Genomic DNA, 21,776 nt, shown 5'->3' on the forward strand with positions numbered 1-21,776 from the left:
GGGGACTTCTGGTCTGAAGGATACCTGCGGCTTGTAGTGGTCTTAGCGGGTTGGTAAGGGAAAAGCCCCGAACAGGATTGCCCTGTTCGGGGCCGGAAGGTTTTTGTTTGGATCGCTTACTCGAACTTGAAGCTTTCGATGCTGTATTGGCTTTGGCTGCTTCCTACGAATACGAGATAGAGATCCGGTGTGCCTGAGGGCGTGGATACAAGATTCGCCGAGAAGGACTGGTACGCTTCGGGTGCTCCTTGTGTTTGATCTATGGATACGCTGGCAATGAGTTCCCCCGAGGGGCTGCCGAGGCGGAACTCTACTTGCCCCGCAACTCCCGTACCCGCCTTGGCGGAGAGGGTGACCGAGTTAGCTGGCGAGCCGAACTTGAATCTGCCGAACTTCACCCAAGTGCCGTCTTGGACATTGACCAATTTGTCATCGATCGGAGCAATGCGGCTGTTGTCCTCTGGGTGGGATTCGTCGTCGTACGCGGCCGCGTTGATGAGCGTGCCAACCTCTGAAGGGACGTAGTCGTAGATGACGTGAAGCGTCGGAGGCGTGCCCGTCGACTCGCGGCTGTCGATGAAGGTTTGCTGGTTGCCGTCGTTCTCGTCGACGACGATGAGGCTGAGTTTGCCGTCGAGCAGGTTCTCGATGACCGCATCCGTCACTTCAATCGTGTGGATAGAGTTGTCGTCTGAACGCAGAAAGGTGATAGTGCCTTCGAGCACGGCATCGGGAGCGATGACGGTCGTGTCGTCCATGGCGTGGCTGGTCTCGGAGTTCCAGCTGAGGTCCTCTTCGGTCCAAGCGTCGTTGGTGATGGAGTAGACGTTGACGCTGCGGTCGCCGGTGCCTTCCGCGACTCTGCCGCGGAGGTAGAGGTCGGAAGTGTGGATGCTCGTCGACGGGATCTGATCGAGGTCGAACTTGAGGTAGGACATCCGGTCGAAGGAGGCGTTTCCGGCATCCTTTACGGCCAAGCGTTCACTGGTTGCGTTGACCTGGTTGGCGCTGTTCCCCCCGCGGATGAAGCCGTCGGCGATGGTGACGAGATCGAGTTCTTCGATGCCGCCAGGCGCTTCCGTGAAGTGGAAACTCTCGATTTCGAATCCACCTTGAGGGAAGACGAGGTAGAGGTCCTGGATACCGCTGGCACGATCAAGATCATCGGTTGAGAACATCTCGAAAACGCCGGGCTCCAGCATCGCTGGGCGGCGCACCAGCATGACTGTACGGTAGTCGCTCCAGCTCAAGCCGCCGGCTCTGAGCATATCGCTGCCGGGACCGGTTGGGAGGATCTCGACGCTTCCGATGAGCGGGCCGTCAGGGGCTAGCTTGCGCAGCTCGATAGAGCTTGCTTGGAAGCCTTTGTTCGCGGCCGAGATCGTGAAGGAAGAGACACCGCTGCCGAAGTCGAAGTTAGGGAAGCAGATCCAAGTACTGGCTCCTTGAATCGAGAGCTTGTCGTCAGCGATCTTGATGCGTTGGGCGGACTTGCCTTCCGAATCGGTGGCGTAGTTGATGGCGTAGATCGTCTCGCCCACGCTACCAGACGAGGATTCGCTGCCGCTGATGCCGACGTTGTCGAATTCGATCCATTTATTGTTGGAGGACTCGAAGGTGAGGCGGAAGCTAACGGTGCTGGATGCCTCGAGAGTACGGTCGTCGAGGGAGCTCAGGTCGATATCGACGTCGCCCTTCCAGCCGCCGCCGAAGCCGTTGGCTACGGAGCCAGTGGCGACGACACCTGGAGAAAGCGCTCCACCGTCGACGATTTCCAAAGTCCAGCTGGCGGTTGGGCTGCCGTTTCTTTGGATGGCGTCGAAGTGGAAGGCTTCGAGCTCGTAGCCGGTGCCGTTTGTTTCCGTCACGATCAAGTCGATGGACTTGGCTGTGTCGGTTTGCACGCGGTAGCCCGTGTCATTGTAGCTGGCGTCGGTTCCAAAGGTAGGATCGGCGGCGGCGATTTCGGCAGGGAGGCTGCCGAAGGTGCCGTCTTCGCTGGCTCCACGGAAGTTGTGGGTCCAACCGGAGGCGATGTTTGCAGTAGTGCCGGTGGCGCCGTTTTCAGTCGTCGCTGGAGAAGGGGCGCCGCTGCCAGCCCATTTCTCCCAGCCGATGAGCAGGGTAGTCGGGGCAGTGTCTGGTTCGGGTTCTGGGTCCGGATCGACGGCTCCTGCTTCGACGGTGATGACAACAGTGTCCTCGAAGGTGTCGTCGGCAGTGGTGAGGGTGAGTTTCACTTCGTGGACGCCGACACCGAGGTCGATGAATGCGGTGAGCCCTTGTGCGACTTCCACACCGTCGATGGACCAGCTGACTGCTGTCGGTACTATGTCCTCACGGACAAGGGCCTCGAGGGTTACGGTTTCGACTCCGTCTCCGTCGTCATCGGTAGCGGTCTGGGCGGCGCCCGCGTAGATGGGGCGGCCATCGATGTCGAGGTCGATGATCTGGAGGTAGGTGGTGCGTTCGTCGCCGCTGCCAGGTTCCTTGAGGTAGTAGTAGAGGATACCGTCAGAGATGTAGGGAACGCCCTTGTCGAAAGTCCGTCCTTCTGTAGGTGCGTAGACGGTCTGCCAGTTGTTGGTGCCGCCGACGGTCATTTGGATGAAGGGGCGGTTGTTCTTGATGGTGATCATGTAGACGTTGTTACCCGCTACGTAGAGTTGCTCGCCGCCAGCGAAGTCGGTGGTGACTACGAAATCTCCTAGGCCGCGGGCTCGGTAGGCGTGGAGGTACTTGGTGACGTTGTTCTCAAGATCCCTAACGCGAGCGATGATGTGTTCGTCTCCTCGATCAGTGACGTTTACGTCGAAGCTGCCTACCATGTGGACTTTGTCTTTTTGGGTGGTTTCAACGTAGTCGCCTGGCTCGAAGACCTTGATCTTGTCGGACTGGACCAAGGGGAGGGTGAAGGGTTCGCCCTTGTGGTTTTTCCAACCAGTCTTGCCGCTTTGATCGTCGGAATAGGCGTAGTAGACGCCGTTCTGGTAGATGTACTTGTCGTCGTTGATCGCGGCGCGCTGCTGGAAGGCCATGCGGATCTTCCCGTCAGCGTATTTCATTTCTCCATACACTCCGAAGTTGTAAGGGCTGCCTTGATTTTTGGCGTTCATGACACCGAAGCCGGTGAGCTCTTCCCACTTGGAGACGCCATCGTACTTCGAGAAGAAGTGGGCACCATTGTTGTTGCCTCCCTTTCTCATGTACATGAAGAGCTCTCCTCCGTCGTTGAGGAAGAAGGTCGGGTAGGTGAGACCTGACCACATATCATGGTCCTCGACGCCAGTCATGGTCTTGTGCTTGTAGTCGCCATCTGGAGACTTGACGAAGAGACTCAAATTGAAGTCGGCGTCAGGCACTTCGGCAGCGTCGGCCACTGAGTAGGAGTACCTGAAGTAGTCTTCCGCAAGGCTGCCGTTGGACGGCTTGGTGGCACTGTAGGCGTGCATGTCATACAGCAGGTGGATGGTACCATTGAGCGGGCTGATCGCGACCGCGATGGTGTTGTGGCTCTCGCCGATGTTTGGATTATTCTGGTATCCATTATGTCGATGCGGGAATTCGATGGTGGCCATAGACCCGGTCTGCGTGTTGAGGCGGGTGAGCATGACGTGGCGGTCCTCCTTGCCTCCGCGGTACCATGTCATGAAGACGTAGTGCTTGTAGGTCTTGATACAGTCGCCGTGTGGAGTGATGGTGTTGCCGAACTTGTAGTCGTAGTCGTCGGCGCTGTTGGATGCCGAGCTAGAACCGACTTGTCCACCATCGAAGAAGAGGGCCTTGTCGGTGATGTGCGTCTCAGACTGGAGCGTGACCAGCGGGAGGGTTGTCGGTCCGTCGTCGTCAGGGTTGCCGTCGTCGGGATTTCCATCGTCCGGGTTGGAGACTGCCTCTGTGGCCGAGAAGGTGAATACGGAGATTGAGGACGAGCTGCCGCCCTTCAGGCTGACTGCGGTGAAGCGGATCTTGCTGGTGAGGATGTTGGCGAGCGGTATGATTTCGTCGTCGCTTGGGTCGTTGCCAGAAGCTGCTGTCTGCCACGCGGTACCGTCCCAGTATTCGATGAGGTACGCGTCGATGCGGTCGAATGCCTCCTTGATGCGAACGGAAGTGATCGTTTTCTCTGTGCCGAAATCAAGTTGCAGCCACTGGCCGGTTCCGTTGCCGACGGAGTTCCAACGGGTTAGGTCGTCGCCGTCATTGGCGAGTTCGACAGGGCCATCGCCATCTGCGTTTGGCGTTTTCGCAGAGGAGGCGGTTATGGTCGCGTCTGTAATGGTTTGGCCACTACCGCCGTCTCCACCGTTGTCCTCGGGTGTCTCGATGATTTGGATTTCATTGATGCTGACCCAGTCGTTGGAGTAGCCGGTAGCTCCGGTAACTGTTAAGCGCAGGTATTGAGCTTCGGTTGGGGCAAAGCTGTGCTCGAAGGGGGCGGTTCCGGCGCCGGTGCGGCTGGCGACTTCCACGAAGCCATCGGTAGGGGAGTTGGAGAGTTCCACAGTGTAGTGGTAGGCTCGGCCTTGGTAGGTGAAGACCTTTACCCCTTCGATGCTGCGTGGTTCGCTGTAGTCGAGTACCACGGATTTTGGATACACTTGAGCGCTCCAACGGTAGTCGTCGCCAGTGTTTCCGTCGAAGAGATTCGCGGCGACGTTTGGCGATTGTTCGGCATCGACGGAGACGACGGAAACGCCTTCCTGCGGGTCGCCTTCTGATGGAGTGTCGTCACCCGGAGGCGTGCCGGTTCCGGAGATCTTGAGGGAATCGAAGTTGTAGCTTCCGGCGGTGGAGGCGACCTTGATGGTTTGCACTCCCTTGCTGAGTGTGATCTCGGCGGTGCTTGTCCGGAAAACGGTCAAGCTTGGGCTCTTGGTGAGGTTGATATCTGCCAAGGTGGTTGAACCTTGGGAAATCTTCAGCTTGGAACCTGTTGTCGGTGCCGCGGTACGGACTTCGACAGTGTACGTGCCGGCGTTCGGAGCGTCTACGGTGTACTCTGCGTATTTGCCAGGAGAGAAGGCATTCAGGTAGAAGATGGAGTTACTCCAGCGGGTTACCTTCGTGGCGGAGCTCTTGGAAGTGAAGTGCTCGGCTTCGATTGTCTTTGGTAGTACGTGCGTCTTTGGATTGACCGTGAGCGTCTGACTCGCTTGGGCAGGGAGGAAGTAGTCATCGCCTTCGTCCGAGACGGTGATGGTCGCGGTGCCTGGGCCGAGGAGATGGCGTACGATGTTGCTCCAGACAACGGCTACCTGATTGTTCGGAGCGACGTAGCGAAGCTTTGCGTTCGGATTGTTGCTGCTGACTTGCAGCGTGAATTCCGCATCGCCGGATTCTTTTGTCGGAATCGGATCGAAGGTGATCACTTGAACGCGCTTTGGCACGGTGAGTTCGTGGCCGACGATAGGAGCGGCGTTGTAGGTTCCGTTGCCGAGCTGCAAGGCGTTAATGGTGGTTTTTCCAGCACGCTTGACGACTACTGAGTTTCCGACGACTTCGGCGACTTCGGTGTCGGTGCTCTCGAAGACCACCGGTAGGCCGGAGCTTGCATTGGCGCTTAGGCCGATGTTGCCGCTATCCCAAACGTATTCAGAAACTGGAAGCGTGAAGCTGATGCTCTGATTCGATTTGGAGGCGTCTGGTGTGATAGTGAGCGAGCGAACCACGTTTGCGGCTGCGTCGAATTCGCCATCGCCAGCTTGGCTGGCGATGATGCTGCAGGTGCCGACGCCCATGATCTGGACCTTGTTGCCGTCCACGATGCGAGCGATGTTCGGATCGGAGGATTCGAAGCTGACAGGTAGCCCGGAGGTGGAGCTTGCGGTTAGCTCGAAGTCATCCGCACTTTCGATCTTGTTGGGTAGAGGATCGAAAGCGATGCTCTGGTCCGCATAGTCGGTCTTGTTGATGTCGAAGACGTAGCAGTGGATGGTGACTTCGTCGCTTGCTTCCTTCTCGGCGAAGACGGCGACGATCTTGCCATCTTCCATCTGAACTTGGCTCTTCTGAACGTTGATGCCGGTGTCGATGGCGAAGTCGGTGCGCCAGTCGAGCTCGCCCGCCAAGGTACTTTGCACGGAGAGCTTTCCGCCATTAGTATTCACCTTGTACATACGGTTGCCATAGAACTCTCCAATGGCGCCCTTGGCTCTAAAGACACTGAACTCGGATTCGCCCGCTGTTCTCAGGTAGGTGAAGTCGTCTGTGCCTTTAGGATTCACGCGAAGGTAGAGATCATTTTTGGGAGATACCGCTGCTTGAGGACCTCCCGACCAACCCTCGGTTGTTGGAACACTGCGGGGATCAGCGATTAGGAAAGGAGCGTGGTCGATAATAGGCAGATCGTAAGACTTTCCATCGATGGTGGTGGCAGCCCCGTCCATACGAGGACCGAGATTTACGATATAGACGCCTTCATTGATTCGGGTAGGCGACTCGGCCCACCTTACGGAGTAGACATAGTGGAAATCTCCGTTGAGGAGGTAGGGAGCTCCATAGGCGTAGTTGCGCTCGCCTTGAGTCACGTCAGCTCCGGTGCCTTGAATGATCATCTTCTCGTCCGACCAAGCGTTTCCATCGTAGTAGCTGATCATCATGTTGCCGCCTACGGCGGAGCCCAGGCGACGTTCGAAGAAGAGTTCGCCTTGGTCGTTGTTGATCAGTTTGGGATACGTGACGCCGGTGACTTTCTTGCCCGGGACGAGGTAGTCGCGCTGCGGCAGGAAGTTTGCTGCGGTGAATTCAGCGTCTGGAGCGAAGGCCACGTTTTTCGCGGACACGATGTAGTTGAGGTCCTCGTTGTGATGGTCATACATGATGTGTATGGTGCCATCGATCGGGCAGACGCCGATGTTGGTGGTGAGGTGGGTGTCGCCCTTGCCGCCGACTAGGCTGAGTTGACCAGGCAGTTCGACGTGCACCCAATCGCCTTCACCGATCTTCTTGCGAGAGACCATCAGGGCACGGTCGGAGAATCCGCCTCGGTACCAAGTGTAGAAGACGTATCCATTTACTACCTTCACGCAGTTGCCGTGCGGGTTGATGGCGGCTCCGTAGTGATAGGGCTTGGGATCGTCTGCCTTCCAGAAGAAGAGGGCGTCGTCGGTGACGGTGGTGCTCTCGTTTAGGGCAACGAGTCCAGTTGGTTCTACTTCATCCGGATCCGGTACATCGTCGCCAGAACCGCTTCCGCTACCTGTTATGCCCAAATCGAAAACCTGTAGGTAGGTGGTACACTTGTCGCCGTTGTTGCCGGTTTCCTTTAGGTAGTAGTAGGCTTTCCCGTCTTCGACGTGGACGATGCCCTTGTCGAAGGTGGGGCCGGTGGTACCTTGGTAGACTTCCTGGAAGTCGCTAGTGCCGCCGGCCGTCTTGACGATGTTTACGCGGCCATCCTTCAGGCCGATGACGAACACGTCGTTGCCCGCGGCGTAGAGTTCGCTGCCGGCATTGTACTCGACGGTGGTGAACTCGGTGTCGCCCGCTGCGCGGTAGGTGTGCAGCTTTTTGGTGAATCCGAATTCATCGTCTCGAATCTGGCTGACGAAGTGCTCGTCGCCCGCGTCGGTAACGGTGAAGTCGAAGCCTCCCACCATGTAGGCCTTGTCCGTCTGGGTCGTTTGCACCCAATCGCCCGGCTCGGCGATCAAGACGAGGTCGGCATCGTAGATGGGAGTCTGGAGCGGGTTGCCGTTGGCGTCCTTCCATTGGTTCACTCCGGCGGGATCGTCGGAATAGGCGTAGTAGATGCCGTTCTGGTACTTGTACTTGTCGGTCCTGTTGTTCTCGCGTCTTTGGAAGGCGACGCGAATCTTGCCGTTCAAGAATTTGTAGTCGCCATAAGGGTTCCAGTTGTAGGCGACTGTATCCTTGCCCTCGATCGGGCTAGGTTTGCCGGCTTGTTGGCTATTGTTGAAGGAGTAGTAGCCGTGCCATTGTCCCTCTCCGTCGTAGCGGGCGAGGAGTTGCTTGCCATTTTCGGAGAAACCATGGCGATTCTTCATGAGCAGTTCGCCTTGGTCGTTGGTGAAGAAGCCTGGGTAAGTCAGCAACTTGGTCGAAGCGTCATCGGTAATGCCGGGAAAGCGCAGGTGCTTGTAGTGGCCAGCCTCGGAATTGACGAACTGATCAATGGTGAAATCGTCGTCGGAAACGGTCGCTGCCCCGGCTACGGTGTAGGAGTAGCGGAGGTAGTCGTCAGGGTTCGCTCCACCGTGGCCGTTGCGGTGCATGTCGTACACGAGATGCACGGTCTCGTCCTTAGGGCAGATGCCGACGGCAATGGTGTTGTGCGTTTCGCCGATCCACCACTTTCCTTTGTATCCAGTGTGTTGATGCGGAAACTCGATGGTCTTCATTACTCCCGTCTCGGTGTTCAAGCGAGTGAGCATGACGTGGCGGTCGTTTTCTCCGCCGCGGTACCAGCTCATGAAGACAAACTGTTTGTAAGTCTGGATACAATCACCGTGGGGGGTGAGAGTGCGTCCGTAAACGTAGTCGTAGCCGTCCGGATTGTTGGCTGAGTGGCTGAGCGCGACCTTGTTCCCGTTGAAGAACATGACTTCGTCGGAAATCTTGGTTTCGGAGACAAGGGTGACTTCTCCTGAACCGCCGCCGTCAGGTGGAGTGGAACCGTCGTTGCCCGAGCCTCCGGATCCGGAATCGCCATTACCTGAATCGCCGTTGCCTGAATCTCCGCTGTCGGCGGTCTCTGGGACGGAGCTGATGGCGACGTTATCCAGCTCGAAGTGGCGGGAGTCGGACGATTCGAAGGTGAGACGGAAGGTTGCGGAGCTCGAGGCTTCGAGGGTCGCGTCGGCGAGGGAAGATAGGTCTACATCGACGTCGGCAAGAGTGTTGGCGTCTCTACCGTTTGCGAGGATACCGCTGGCGACTTGTCCTGCTGTCAGAGCTCCGCCTTCGAGGATTTCCAAGGTCCAAGGGTAAGGGCCGTTGGCGCTTTCGGCACGAGCGATAGCGTCAAAATGGAAACCTGTGAGGTCGATATCGACGCCGTTGGCTTCGGTGACCATGAAGTCGATGGAGCGGGCTCCGGTGCCGGAGCTGCGGTAGCCGGTGTAGTGCAGACTTGGGTCTTGGCCGTGGGTCAAGTCGGCGGCTGCGAGTTCGGTTGGCAAACTACCGAAGGTGCCGTCCTTGCTGCCAGCTCGGAACTCTTGTTTCCAGCTGGCGTGGAGGTTTGGAACTGTGCCGGTGAGGCCGACCTCGAGATCGGCGTCTGTATCCGTCCAGTCATCCCAACCGACGAAGGCGGGCTCTGGGGCGGGTCCTGCGTTCACCGCAGTCGCCGAGAAGGTGAAGAGGGAGATCGAGGAAGTGCTGCCTCCTTTCAGGTTGACGGCAGTGAAGCGGATCTTGCTGGTAGCGATACTGGGTAGCGGTACGGTTTCGTCGTCGCTAGGGTCGAAGCCGGTCGCGGCTGTTTGCCAAGAGCCGCCGTCCCAGTACTCGATGAGGTAGTCGCCAATGCGGTCAAAGGCTTCCACGATGCGAACGGAGGAGATTGTTTTTTCCTCAGCGAAATCGAGCTGGATCCATTGCCCTGGTCCGGGAGTATTGGAATTCCATCGGGTGGTGTCGTCGCCGTCGTTAGCGAACGCGGCCTCTACACCCGGCTTTTGGCTGGATGCGCTGATGGTGGCGTCTGTGACGAGGTATTCTTCAGAACCTGCGGGGAGAGGGACCTTCACCAAGAGGTCAAATGAAAGTTCGCTGGTCAGCCCGCGGTTGTCTGTCGCAACGATCTTGATCACGTAGGTTCCTGCTGCGAGGCCGCCGAGCTCGTCTTCGTTGACGGTTCCGGCTTGCCCCCAAAGGAAGGGGTCGATGGCGATTTCGCGGACCAGGACATCGTCGACAAATAGGCTGACGCCGGTGAGGTCGCCGTCGAGGTCGCCTACGTTCGCTTCAACGCTGAAGGGTTCGCCTTCTTCGATTTCCGTGTTTCCTGTTGGGTCTACCAGTTCGATGTCTGGAGCGTAGGCGAGAGCGTTGACCGAAAAGTCCCAAAGGGAAATCGATGATGTAATGCCAGCTTTAAGGCTGACAGCGGTGAAGCGGAGCTTGTTGGTTTGAAGATTCGGTAGTGGGATAATCTGCGGGTCGCTGGGATCCCTGCCAGCTGCAGCTTGCTGCCATGCGCTGCCGTCCCAGTAATCGAGGAGGTATTCGTCGATGCGGTCGAAGGCTTCTTTGATTCGAACCGAGCGGAGGGTGCGTACGGCGCCGAAGTCCAGTTCGAGCCACTGGCCGGTGCCGTTGCCGACGGAGTTCCAGCGGGTGGAGTCGTCGTTGTCGTTGGCGTCTTGGGCGAGGCGGGTGGGGTCGGTCGTCTTTTCGGAGGAGGCGGTGATCGAAGCGTCCAAGATGGTGTACTCAACGGCGCCGAATGGGAGCGGGCTGCCTTGTACGGTCAAGCTGAAGGCTGTGGCTGCGGTCAGGCCATCGTTGTCGGTGGCGATGACTTCGACGTCGTAGGTGCCATCGTCGAGGCCAGTGAGTTCGTATTCGTGGGCGGTTCCTGCTTGCCCCCAGATATAGGGCGCGGAGGCGAGTTCGCGCACGAGAACGCCGTCGATGTAGAGAGCGACGCTGGTTATGGTGCCGTCTGCATCGCTGGCGTTTGCTTCGACGCTGAGGCTGTATCCAGTCGTCACGTCAAGGTCGTCTGTCGGAGAAACGAAAGCGACCTCTGGCCTGATTTCTGGAGATTCGATTGTGGTGGGGGAGATAGGGAGCGTGATAAGTTCGAGGGCGCTGCTGGTCGCTGTATCCAGATCACTAGGACGGCGTTGGGCGAGGATGAAGAGCTGGTCGCCGCTGTCGGAAATTTGGGCAGTGGCGTTGAGGTAGGGCGCGCTCCCGCTATCGTAAATGGTTTCCCAAGTGCCCCAGTTGTCGGCGCCTTTGTTGGCGCCGTATACACGGAGTTGGTTGGCAGCGATGGTTACGATGTAGAGGGTGTTGTTGGCGTCGTTGGTCGGGTCCGCGTAGATCTTGGGGCGGATGCTGGAGCTGGCGCTGAGCTCGTTTTCGATTATAGCTGTACTGCCTTCCGCCTTGTAGTAATGGAACATCCGCGTTTGGTCCGCGTCGTTCAAATGGCGGAAGAGCATGTGGACGCCGCCGTCGCTATCGATCGCTTGACCCGACTGGTTGTTTACCTTCTTAGCGTAGGGGACGTCCTTGAACTTGAGGTCAGGGGAATCGAGGCTCATGGCTCCGGCGACTTGTGAATCGAGGCGGTTGAACCAAGTGTTTCCCCCGTCAGCGCTGTAGGCGTAGTGGAGGTCGTGGTTGGTGACGAAGCCGTTTTCGGTGCCCGCGTTTTCACGCCAAGTCCAGCTGACGTGGGTCTTGCCGTTGCGGTGCCCAATGTCGTTAAAGTAGGCGTTGCGGTTGCTGTTGCCGGGCTGGCCGTTGTTGGTGCTGTCGGGGTCGGTGTAGTCGCCGATCTTGCCGTTTACGATGCGCGTGCGAGGGGTCCAGGTCTTGTCGCCGTTGTAGGTGGCGATGAAGCTGTCCGCGTTGCCGGAGCCGCCGTCGTCTCGCCAGACGACCTGCAGTTTGCCGTCCTTGCCCATGAACATGCGGGGGTAGCAGACGCGGGTCAGCTCTTCGCCGGGAGCGAGAAACGCTTGCTCGGGCTCGAAGAGATTGGCCCCAAAATTCGCGTCGATGGCGTCGACGGCGTTGGGATCTTTCGTTACGACGTAGCGCAGCCTGTCCGCGTGGAGTCCCCAGATGATATGCAGGCGACCGTCGCTGGGAGAGGCGGCGATATTGGCGGTGCGGTGAGAGTCGGGGTCGGTGGAATCGTGCGACGGAGAAAATTCGCTTTTAAGCCAAGTGTCCGTAGTGTCGGAGGCCGAGCGGCGGGCTACGACGAGCGAGCCGTCTTCATCGTAGTATACGATATATACATACGGGCCAGCGAGCAGGACCGCGTTTTGCTGGTGGGCGGCGGAGATGGAACTGTAGGAAAACTCCCGAACGCCATTCGGGAATAGTTGTGCGCTTGCATCGATGGGATCGACGTGAGCCGAACCGGCGTCTACAGCAAGGGATGTGGTCGCAGACAGTGTTGCCATAGCGACAACGGACAGTGCTTTTTTTATCATAGGTTTTTTGGGGGGAGAGCTTTTCTCAAGGAGAAAAGAGACGGGTCAGACTGGGTTTGGAAAAACGAAACCTACACTCTATACGAGATTACGCTGACGCTCTGCTGCGGTCGTAAGACGTAAGCAACGTCTGCCAATTCTCAGAGTGGATTCTTTTGTGAGGTGGATTGTAGGGGATAATTTACTACAAGCGAATGAAGGAAAACTTGAATTCGGATGTCTATCCAACGACAATAAATACATATGAAATTTTTGTAAATGAACTGCCTTTCTTGGACGATTTTCTCCAGTAAAGGCGTCCGCTTACGGATGTCGGTGATTCGGGAATCCAAGCATGCAATTAAGTCTCGACCACGACAGATTGCAGGTCGGGATTCCGAAAGGGAGGGCCAGTGCTACAGGAGTCTGTCAGCGAAATAGAACTGCCCACTAATTGTATTCATAAAACGTACACAGCATTTCTTTCTGACACGAAAAGCGCGGAAAACATGTTTTCCGCGCTCTCTTTTGAGTCTTTTGAAGGACGGCGTTTGAAAGGCCGCCGTGATTTCTGATTCAGCTATGCCGAGTGGCGGCTTCCGCTTCTCGTATTTCCTCAAGGGTAAGCATGGAGCGCTGCCCGAGTCGACGTAGGATGTTGAATTCGTCACGGCTCTTGTCGATTTCGTTGCGGGCGTAGTCTGGCCCTAATGCGCCGATTGAGGGCTGGAGCGTTGGAGGGTCTTGGAAGAGCAAACCATCGTTCGGATCACTTGGGAACTCAGCCTTGGGGAAGCGAGCCCAGTCGTCGCCTTCGATTGCTTGATCGTAGCCGTCTTTCTTGAAACGGTCGATGGCAAGCTGTCTTACGCTGGCCAATACGTCTGCGTAGTCGGAGTCGTTGGCAAGATTGACGCTTTCGCAGCCATCCTTGTAGAGCCATTCCTTGTCGTCAGGAGCGCTGTATATGTACTTCCAGTCCTTGTTGGCGACCATGTACAGTCCGAGTTGGTTCTGGGAAAACTGGCTGTGCACGAAACGTTCGCTGGGATCTCTGTCCTGCAGGCGTTGGAGGCTGATTCCCTCGATGGTTTCATTGACCGAACCACCGGCGATCTCTAGGAAGGTCGGGAACAGGTCGAGCAGGGACGCGGCTTGGCTGGTTTTTGCTCCGGCTTCGAAGGTGCCGGGGAGTCGCGCAAGCATCGGAACCTTAACTGAAGCGTCGAGCATGGAGCGCTTGCCGTAGCAGCCGAAGTCGCCGAGCATCTCTCCGTGGTCCGAAGAAAAGACGATCAGTGTATTGTCGATTTCAGGACCGAGGGCGTCGAGAACGCGTCCGATGTGGAAGTCTAGGTGCGAGACGACACTGTAGTAGGCCGCTCGGATCATTCTGGTCAGATGTTTGGACTCTCCGGAGTCCATGTACTTGTAGCGACACTGGACTTTGCTCCAGAAGTTCCGTTGGTCTTCGTAGTCTTCTGGCAAATACGGACTATCCATCTCGTGCATACGGTAGAGGCGAGACCAAGGCACGGGTGCTTCGAAAGGGGGGTGGGGCTTGATCCAGCTGCTCCAGAGGAAAAAGGGCTTTTCTTTGTCCCTGTTTTTGAGGAACTCGATCGAGCGATCTGCCACCCAGGCGTTGTTGTGGAGCCTATCGGGCAGTTGCGAGGGCTGGGGTAGGTAATAATATTCACTGCGGAATCCATACGGATCCTGGACGTGCTCGTATCCATTTTCCGAGAGATAGTCGCGGTAGTCGTCTCTGGCTGATTCGCCCATGATCTCCTCGGCGTGCTCGCGGGTTTGGAAGCCCCAATCCCCTTTCGCCTTAACGAAATGCATCTTGCCGATGCCATGGGTTTGATACCCGAGCTCGTTGAGGCCGTCCATGAAGCTGCCTCGGTCGCAGCTGATTGGGAGGTTGTCAACGCAACCGGTTTGGTGAGGCGGCGCTCCGCAGGTCAGGGCATGGCGGGCCGGCATGCAGACAGGGCTCGGCGTGTAGCAGTGGGTGAAGGCCGTTCCCTCGCGAACCAGGCGATCGATGTTTGGGGTCTTGATTTGGCTGTTGCCAAGGGCAGCGATGCAGTCGGCACGCAGTTGGTCGGTGAAGATGAAAAGGATGTTCGGTCGGGATTTTACCATCGTTACGGGATGTCTCCTTCCGCTATCTCATTGGCAGCGAAAAGGTTTATTTTTGCAAGGGAAGTGCGTGATAAGAACGAAGAAGTCGCTACGACTCGAACATAGCTTTGTCGCATCTTTTGTCGTTTTACGGACAGGACGATTTGCGGGTTACGACCTCTCTTTCCGCAAATGCACAAAAGAAGCGATGAGTGTCTATTGTCTGCAGGGCTCGTCTTAGGTTAAAATTCTTGCCGCACGCTCGCGGTCATCGCGGGCGTGCGGCTTTTTTTGATACCCTTCCCATGGCTACACTGAACAAAGTTCCAGAGAGCGCAGATACTGTTTCGAGCCTTCGTTGCGAAGGGCTGGAGTCGCCGCGCTTGATTGACTCCGAGAGGCCTCGATTTTCTTGGAAGATTGTGAGCGTCCGTCGCGGTGCCTCCCAAGGCGCTTATCAGCTGAGGGTCTTCTCCAGTGGGGCTGGCGGCGAGATCTTGCACGACTCTGGGAAGGTTGAATCTGACAAGTCGCAATGGGTTCAGGTGGATGGTTTTTGCGCGAAGCCGAGGCGAGCCTACCAATGGCAGCTTAGGATTTGGAACGAGCGTGGCGAAGTCTCTGAGTGGAGCGAGCTGGCTTCATTCGAGACCAGCTTGATGGGGGAGCCTTGGCCCGCCCAATGGATAAGTGACGGGAGAAAGGTCGAGCTCGGTGAGGCGCCTCCAGCTCGGTATTTCAAGAAGTCGTTCCAGCTTCCGCAAAAAGCCATGCGAGCGACGCTCTACGTATCCGCTTTGGGAGTCGTTCAGCCTTGGCTCAACGGTGACCGCGTCAGCGACGACTGTTTCTCTCCGGGGTGGCCCGACTATCGCAAACGCGTTTTTTATACGAGTTACGATATTTCGGATACCTTGAAAGCCGGTGAAAACGTGATCGGTCTTGTGTTGGGGGACGGCTGGTACAGCGGGACTCTGTTTTTGGATCACCAATACGATCCGACCCCCAAGGTTTCGGCGTGGGTCGAGATTCTAGCGGAAGATGGAAGTATTGTAAATTTGGTGACGGACGAAAGCTGGGAGGGGTGTCAGGGGCCCATCCGAGCGAATGGGATCTATTTTGGAGAGACCTTCGACGCCCGCTTGCATGATCCTGCTTGGTGCGAACCCGGGCGGCGGTGCAGAGAAGGCTTCCCCGCTGTGGTAGAAAGTTCGCCCGGCATACCGATGGTTCCGAGGCATTCGCCCCCGGTAAGGCCGATCGAAACCTTGCAGCCCATGGAGGTTCGGAAGACGAAAGCGGGTGCTTACCTGTATGACTTTGGACAAAACATGGTCGGTTGGGTGCGCTTGATTGTGAAGGCGAAGGCCGGCCAGGAAATCTCGCTTCGCTTCGGCGAGATGCTGGAGTCGGACGGGGAGCTGCACACGGCGAACTTACGCACGGCGAAGGCGAGCGCTTCTTATATTGCCAAGGGAGCTCCTGAGGCGGAGGCATGGGAGCCGAGCTTCACCTTTTTCGGATTTCGGTACGTGGAACTGAGTGGAGTGGAAGATACGCAAGAGCATTCTGTACTGGGGATCGTGGTACACACCGACTTGAAGCGTACTGGGACGTTTGAGTGTTCAAACCGGCTTCTGAACAAGCTTTATTCCAACACCCTGTGGGGGCAAAAGGGGAATTTTTTGGAATTGCCTACGGATTGCCCGCAACGCGATGAGCGACTGGGTTGGACTGGCGATGCCCAAGTCTTCTGCCATACCGCGCTGTATAACATGGATGCCGGAGCGTTTTACCGGCAGTGGTTAGCTGCGGTGCGAGACAGCTTCGAGGACGGACCGGACGGCGGTTTTGCAAGTGTTGCTCCTTTCACCGGATTTTCCCATGGAGCTGCCGGCTGGGCGGATGCAGGAGCTATCGTACCTTGGACCGTTTGGCTTCATACGGGAGACCGAGCGTTGTTGGAGGAGAATTTCGAATCGGTATGCGATTGGGTTGACCTCATGCGCGAATCCGCTCCCGACGGTATCCGCGTCAGCAAGGAGGGCTGGGGGGATTGGTTGGCTCCTTGGCACCCTCAAGGGGAGGCTCCCACGCCTTACCGATTGATCGCAACAGCTTACTACGCATACTCCACTCAGATCGCGATTTGGATGGCTAAGGAACTTGGGCGCGCGGACAAGGTTCGCGAGTACGAAGAGCTGTTACCCGAAATCAAAGCTGCGTTCCAGCGCGAGTACATTGCGGAAGATGGAAAAGTCGTGAGCGATGAACAGACCGCTTACCTATTAGCCTTAGGCTTTGATCTGGTGCAGGACGAAAAGCGTGAAGCGATGATCGAGCATCTTGTGTCGGCGCTGAGGGCCAAGGAAGACCATCTGTCTACAGGATTCATTGGCACGCCCTTAATAGCTCCGGTACTCAGCAAGTGCGGTCGGTCGGACCTCGCCTACAGGGTGGTCTTGCAAGAAACGTATCCAGGTTGGCTATACAGCGTTAAGAATGGAGCGACGACAATTTGGGAGCGCTGGGATAGCTGGACTCCAGAGAAGGGCTTCCATCCAATGGGGATGAATTCCTTCAATCACTATGCCTACGGATCTGTGGTGGGTTGGTTTTACGATACGATTGCGGGTATCAAGCCAAACCCGGAGTTCCCCGGATGGAAACGCTTCCGCATCGAACCAGAAATGGGGGGTGGGCTCAAGTATGCCGCAGCGACCTTGCAAACTCCCTACGGAGAAATTGTTTCGGCGTGGAGCAGGGAGGTCGACCGAGTCGATGTCGAAATCAGTATCCCAGCCAACACTTCTGCGAGTGTTTCGTTGCCCGCTGAGTCGGTCGCAGCCATCAGCTCCGGGGGGGCGAAGATTACGGATTCGCAATGTATCGAAAATGTAAGGCTGGAATCGGGACGCGTCCACTTTAGCTTATTGTCGGGTCAGATCCGTTTTAGGATAGAAGCGGACGGCACTTTGGCAGAATCAAGAATTTGAATACAGACATTTCAGTTAATGAATAATCAATTACCATTGTACCGCGATGCGAGCGCTTCGGTCGAAGCTCGAGTAGAGGACTTAATGTCACGCATGACGCTGGAAGAAAAGGTTGCCCAGGTTCAGGCGGTAAGCTTGCGAGACTCGACCGCAGCTGAAGAGGGACTCGCGGGCATCGTGAAAGCGGTACGTGACGGAATTTCGCAAGGGATTGGCCAAATCGAGAATACCTTCGATCCCAGATCCCCCCAGGAGAGCGTGCGAGAGGTCAACGACTTGCAGCGCCAGCTACTCGAAGAAACGCGACTTGGCATTCCCGCTCTGGTTGGAAGCGAGTGCGCTCACGGACACGCGGGCAGGGAATCGACTATCCTACCCGTTCCGCTTGCCATGGCGTCCAGCTGGAATCCTGAGCTGGTGCAGGAGGCGTTTGATGTCGCAGGCCGGGAGGCCCGGGCCCGAGGCGCCCATGAAGCGCATACGCCTGTACTCGATCTCGGTCGCGATCCGCGTTGGGGCCGTATTGAAGAGACCTTTGGTGAAGACACCCATCTTGTTTCGCAAATGGGGTTGGCAGCGGTCGCAGGATTGCAAGGTGGGCGTAGTGGCAATGTGGATGCGGATCATATCATCTCGGCTCCTAAGCATTTTGCCGGCTATGGACAGGTGGTAGGAGGGCGAAATTTCGCAGCGACTCCTATCGATAGCCGGACATTGCGCGATGAAGTGTTGCCCCCGTTCAAAGCCGTTGTGCAAGAAGCCAATGCTCTGGGCATGATGGCCTCGCACTGCGAGGTCGATGGGGTGCCTGCCCATGGAAACCGGGCCTTGCTGACGGACTTGTTGCGTGAGGAATGGGGATTTCAAGGGTATGTGGTTTCTGACTACAATGACGTGCCGCGATTGGAGTTTTTTCAGCGGGTGGCCGAGACGGTGGAGGACGCCTGTGAAATGGCTCTCAGCGCTGGGATGGATGTAGACCTTCCGGTGGCGCAAGGGTACCAGCATTTGCTGAAAGTGATTCAGGAGCGTCCGCATTTGGAGGAACACCTTGACGTGAGCGTCAGGCGAGTGCTGCGACTGAAATTCAAGCTTGGCTTGTTTGAAAACCCTTTTGTTGATGAAACGAGAGCTCTCGAGGTGGTAGACTGCAAAGCGAACCAAGAGGTTGCGGAGCGAATCGCAACGGAGTCGATCGTAATGCTGAAAAACGATGGAGGCATTTTGCCCTTGCAGCGTGAGGAGCTGAAGTCGATTGCGGTCTTGGGGCCGAATGCGGACTCGAAGCAAGTCGGCAACTACACTGTGGGCCGGACTGGGATATCCAGCTTCTTGGACGGAGTCCGCGCGGTGGCGGGCGATCGGCTGGAGGTTCGCCACTGCAAAGGTTGTTCCATAGCCGAGGTCGGCTGGGATGGCGCGCAGTCGACCCTGCATCAAGCGAGCATGGAAGCGGAAGAGGATAGCATAAGCGAGGCGGTGAATATTGCCGCAAGTTCCGATGTCGCCGTGGTTTGCGTGGGGGGGACCACCGAAACCAGTCGGGAGGCCTTTTACGTGGATGGCATCAAGGGGGACCGGGCGACGCTCGGTTTGCTGGGGAATCAGCTGGAGCTCGTGCGGCGGGTGGTAGCGACCGGAACCCCTACGGTCGTTGTCCTGCAAGGGGGGCGCCCCTATTCGATCCCTGAAATCGAGCGCTTGCCGGTTGCGATCCTGAACACTTTTTACCTAGGTCAGGCGAATGGAGCGGCTTTGGCAAAAGTGGTATTTGGCGAGGAAAGTCCCAGTGGTCGTTTGCCGCTGACGATACCGCGTTCGGTGGGGCAGCTGCCAGTCTACTATTCGCAGAAGCGCATTTCCTTCTACAAGGATTATTTGGACGAGGAGCCGGGACCGCTTTATCCCTTTGGCTTCGGCCTAAGCTACGCTCGTTTCGAATATGCCGACCTTCGTTTGCAGGCGGCTGAAATTTCTCGCGAGGAATCGCTCTGTTTCTCTCTCAAGGTTAAGAACGTGAGCGCCTTTGACGGTGCGGAGGTTGTGCAAGTGTATTTGCGCGACAAATACGCCTCGGTGGTACGACCGGACAAGCTTTTGGTGGCATTCCAGAAAGTGAAGCTAAAGGCGGGCGAGGAACGTCAGTTGAACTTTGCCCTGAGTCCGGAAAAAGACATGTCCTTCACTGGGCGAGGTGGCGTTTCCGGCGTCGAAGCGGGTGCGTTCGAGCTCGAAGTAGGAGGTTCGAGTCGCGACGTGCGGCTGGAGGGGCGCTTCGAAGTAGTGTGAACGGAGATTAGATAAGATGCAAAAGGACAAAGAATTCCTTACCTCTTCATTGGTGTTTCTAATTCTTCACCCATAGCTTTGATGATTTGCGGCTCTGTCGTTCACCTTGCGGATCCGCTGTCATCCCCAATTGCCCCATTTGGTCCCATACGCGGATCAGTTGCCCGGCATCTCCTTATTAACTAATGCAAGCGACAAAAGATACGGAAGCGAAAGCCGCGGAAACGCCGAGCAATGAATCGAGAATGAAGAAGTTCTACGGGCCGGGCGGCTTTGCGGAGAACATCTCGGTGAACGCGGTTGCCCAGTTGGTGAACCCCGTTTTTGCGATCGCTCTCGGCGTCGATCCGGTACTCGTCGGCTGGGCGATGGCGATCCCGCGCCTGTTGGATGCCTTCACCGATCCGCTTATGGGCTCGATTTCCGACAACTGGAAGGGGCGCTTTGGACGTCGTCGGCCGTTTATCGCCTTTGGAGCCCTCTTCAGTGGCCTTTGCGTGGCTGGGATCTGGTGGACGCCAGAGGCTGCTTCGACTGACTTCCAGTTTTATTGGCTTCTCTCGGCCCTCTTGGTTTCAACGGTGGGGACTACCAGTTTCGCGGTGCCGTACGTGGCGCTGGGTATGGAGACCGCGTCGTCGAAGCATGAGCGAACCGCTTGGATGGCATGGCGCTCGTTTTTCCACAAGCTCTCGGGGGTAGGGGTGCAGTGGATGTACTATCTCGTGACGCTCTCCATTTTCACCGGAACCCTGATGGGGGCCAAGGTTGTGGGAGCCATGGTGGGCTTGATCATTGTGGTGACGGGATTGCTGCCGGCCCTGTTTATCAAGGAAAAGGATCATCCGGCACAGACGGTCGAGCGGGTTCCGCTTATGAAGAGTTGGAGCTTGACGTTGAGGGACAGGAATTTCCTCGTGCTCGCCATCGCCACGGTACTGATCTTCTCGAGTATCCTCTTAGTCGATACGCTCGGTTTCTTTTTGATGGTCTATAACGTCTTTGGCGGGGATGAGGCCAAAATGGGATTTTTCAAGGGCATCGGAGGGACCACGTTTCACGTCGTGGGGATCCTGTGCATACCGTTGATGGCTGCTTTCGCGAAGAGGATCGGCAAGCGGCGGGCCTTCGAATTTTGTACGGCTTCCATCGTGGTGGGCGGTATAGTCAAGCTTTTCGTGTACGTGCCCAACGCGGACTGGTGGGTGATCGTGCCAAACTTTTTCCTGGCTCCCGGTCTGGTAGCGGTGATCGTGCTCGCGCCCTCCCTGATGGCCGATGTTGCTGCATACGACGAGGAGAAGAACGGTACCTCTCGCCAGGGCATGTACGCTGCCAGTCTAGCCTGGGTGACGAAACTGGCCCTTTCGCTTACGTCAGTGGGGTCCGGGTACGTTTTGAAGTTCTCTGGTTGGGTGCACGAGTCAGGGATTGACCAGGCTCCGGGGACGTTCGACAAGATGCGTTGGGTCTTCAGCATGGGCACCATCGCGCTTGCGATCGCAGCTTCTCTCGTCCTGAGGCTCTACAATTTGGAAGAGAAGGAAGAAAACTTGTAGGAGAATCGATCTCTTGCCTTACGGAACATGACGTTGCGACAGGGTTGCGAATGGATCCTTAAGTTGCCAAGGCCAAGTAGAGGTGCGACGAGGCGATCACATTAGAGTCATATTACACGTTTTAGGATGCGGGCGTTTTCGCAGGCGCCCGTTTTTTTTTGCTTTGTCCAACGTTGCGCGTGGGGCTAGCGTCTGCTGTTAGCAGCTGGGTTTTCGGTTGAATGGAGGGCCTACCATTCCTGGCTCAGCCTAGCTTCCGTAACGGGATCGAAGGTCCGCGAATTGTCGATCGCCTGTGTCAAGTCTTGTCGAGCCTCCGAAGGGAGTGAGTTTGTTCTGAAAATGCATTTGTATAATGCAAAAATGCATCGATTTATGCCCTTGAACAAGGCTCGAGACAGCGGGAGCTCAAGATGAGCGGCGACAGAATAGGGGGAATGCGAAAATGTGCGGAGAGGAATAGCATGTATGTTTGGGGGCGATTTTGTGTTATATGGATTCAAAAGAACAAATAAAAAGGATACCGTACATTGTTAGATACGTATGAATTAAGGTAAACTCTCTCCCGTTATTTACCCAACGCATCTTACCGATGCATACCCCACAGACTACCTGTTTAGTGCGTTGCTGCAGGCGTACGTATACGGGTCGCTGTAGGCTCACTTTGGAGATGCGGT

The 21,776-nt window shown here is 56.6% G+C and carries 5 protein-coding genes; 3 read left to right on the forward strand and 2 right to left on the reverse strand.

Going from position 1 to position 21,776, the window contains the following annotated elements:
• Positions 1-116: 116 nt before the first annotated feature.
• Both IEN85_RS11085 and IEN85_RS11090 read right to left on the reverse strand, forming a co-directional pair.
• Positions 117-12,146 (reverse strand): BNR-4 repeat-containing protein, encoded by a 12,030-nt coding sequence (locus IEN85_RS11085; RefSeq protein ID WP_191617153.1) that lies wholly within the window; start codon positions 12,144-12,146, stop codon positions 117-119.
• 555 nt (positions 12,147-12,701) lie between these two features.
• Positions 12,702-14,276 carry a sulfatase family protein gene (locus IEN85_RS11090; RefSeq protein ID WP_191617154.1) on the reverse strand — a complete coding sequence of 525 codons (1,575 nt, stop codon included), beginning with the start codon at positions 14,274-14,276 and terminating at the stop codon, positions 12,702-12,704.
• A gap of 284 nt (positions 14,277-14,560) precedes the next feature.
• Here IEN85_RS11090 and IEN85_RS11095 point away from each other — a divergent pair, with 284 nt between their 5' ends.
• From IEN85_RS11095 to IEN85_RS11105, 3 genes are all read left to right on the forward strand, one after another.
• Complete coding sequence (locus tag IEN85_RS11095) at positions 14,561-17,251, forward strand: alpha-L-rhamnosidase (protein ID WP_191617155.1); 2,691 nt, start codon at positions 14,561-14,563, stop codon at positions 17,249-17,251.
• 18 nt (positions 17,252-17,269) lie between these two features.
• Positions 17,270-19,540, forward strand: coding sequence for a glycoside hydrolase family 3 N-terminal domain-containing protein (locus IEN85_RS11100; RefSeq protein WP_191617156.1), 2,271 nt, complete (start codon positions 17,270-17,272; stop codon positions 19,538-19,540).
• A gap of 185 nt (positions 19,541-19,725) precedes the next feature.
• Positions 19,726-21,099: an MFS transporter gene (locus tag IEN85_RS11105; RefSeq protein WP_191617157.1), complete on the forward strand. Its 1,374-nt coding sequence runs from the start codon at positions 19,726-19,728 to the stop codon at positions 21,097-21,099.
• Positions 21,100-21,776: the final 677 nt, after the last annotated feature.

The sequence above is a fragment of the Pelagicoccus enzymogenes genome (assembly GCF_014803405.1).
Classification (GTDB): domain Bacteria; phylum Verrucomicrobiota; class Verrucomicrobiia; order Opitutales; family Opitutaceae; genus Pelagicoccus; species Pelagicoccus enzymogenes.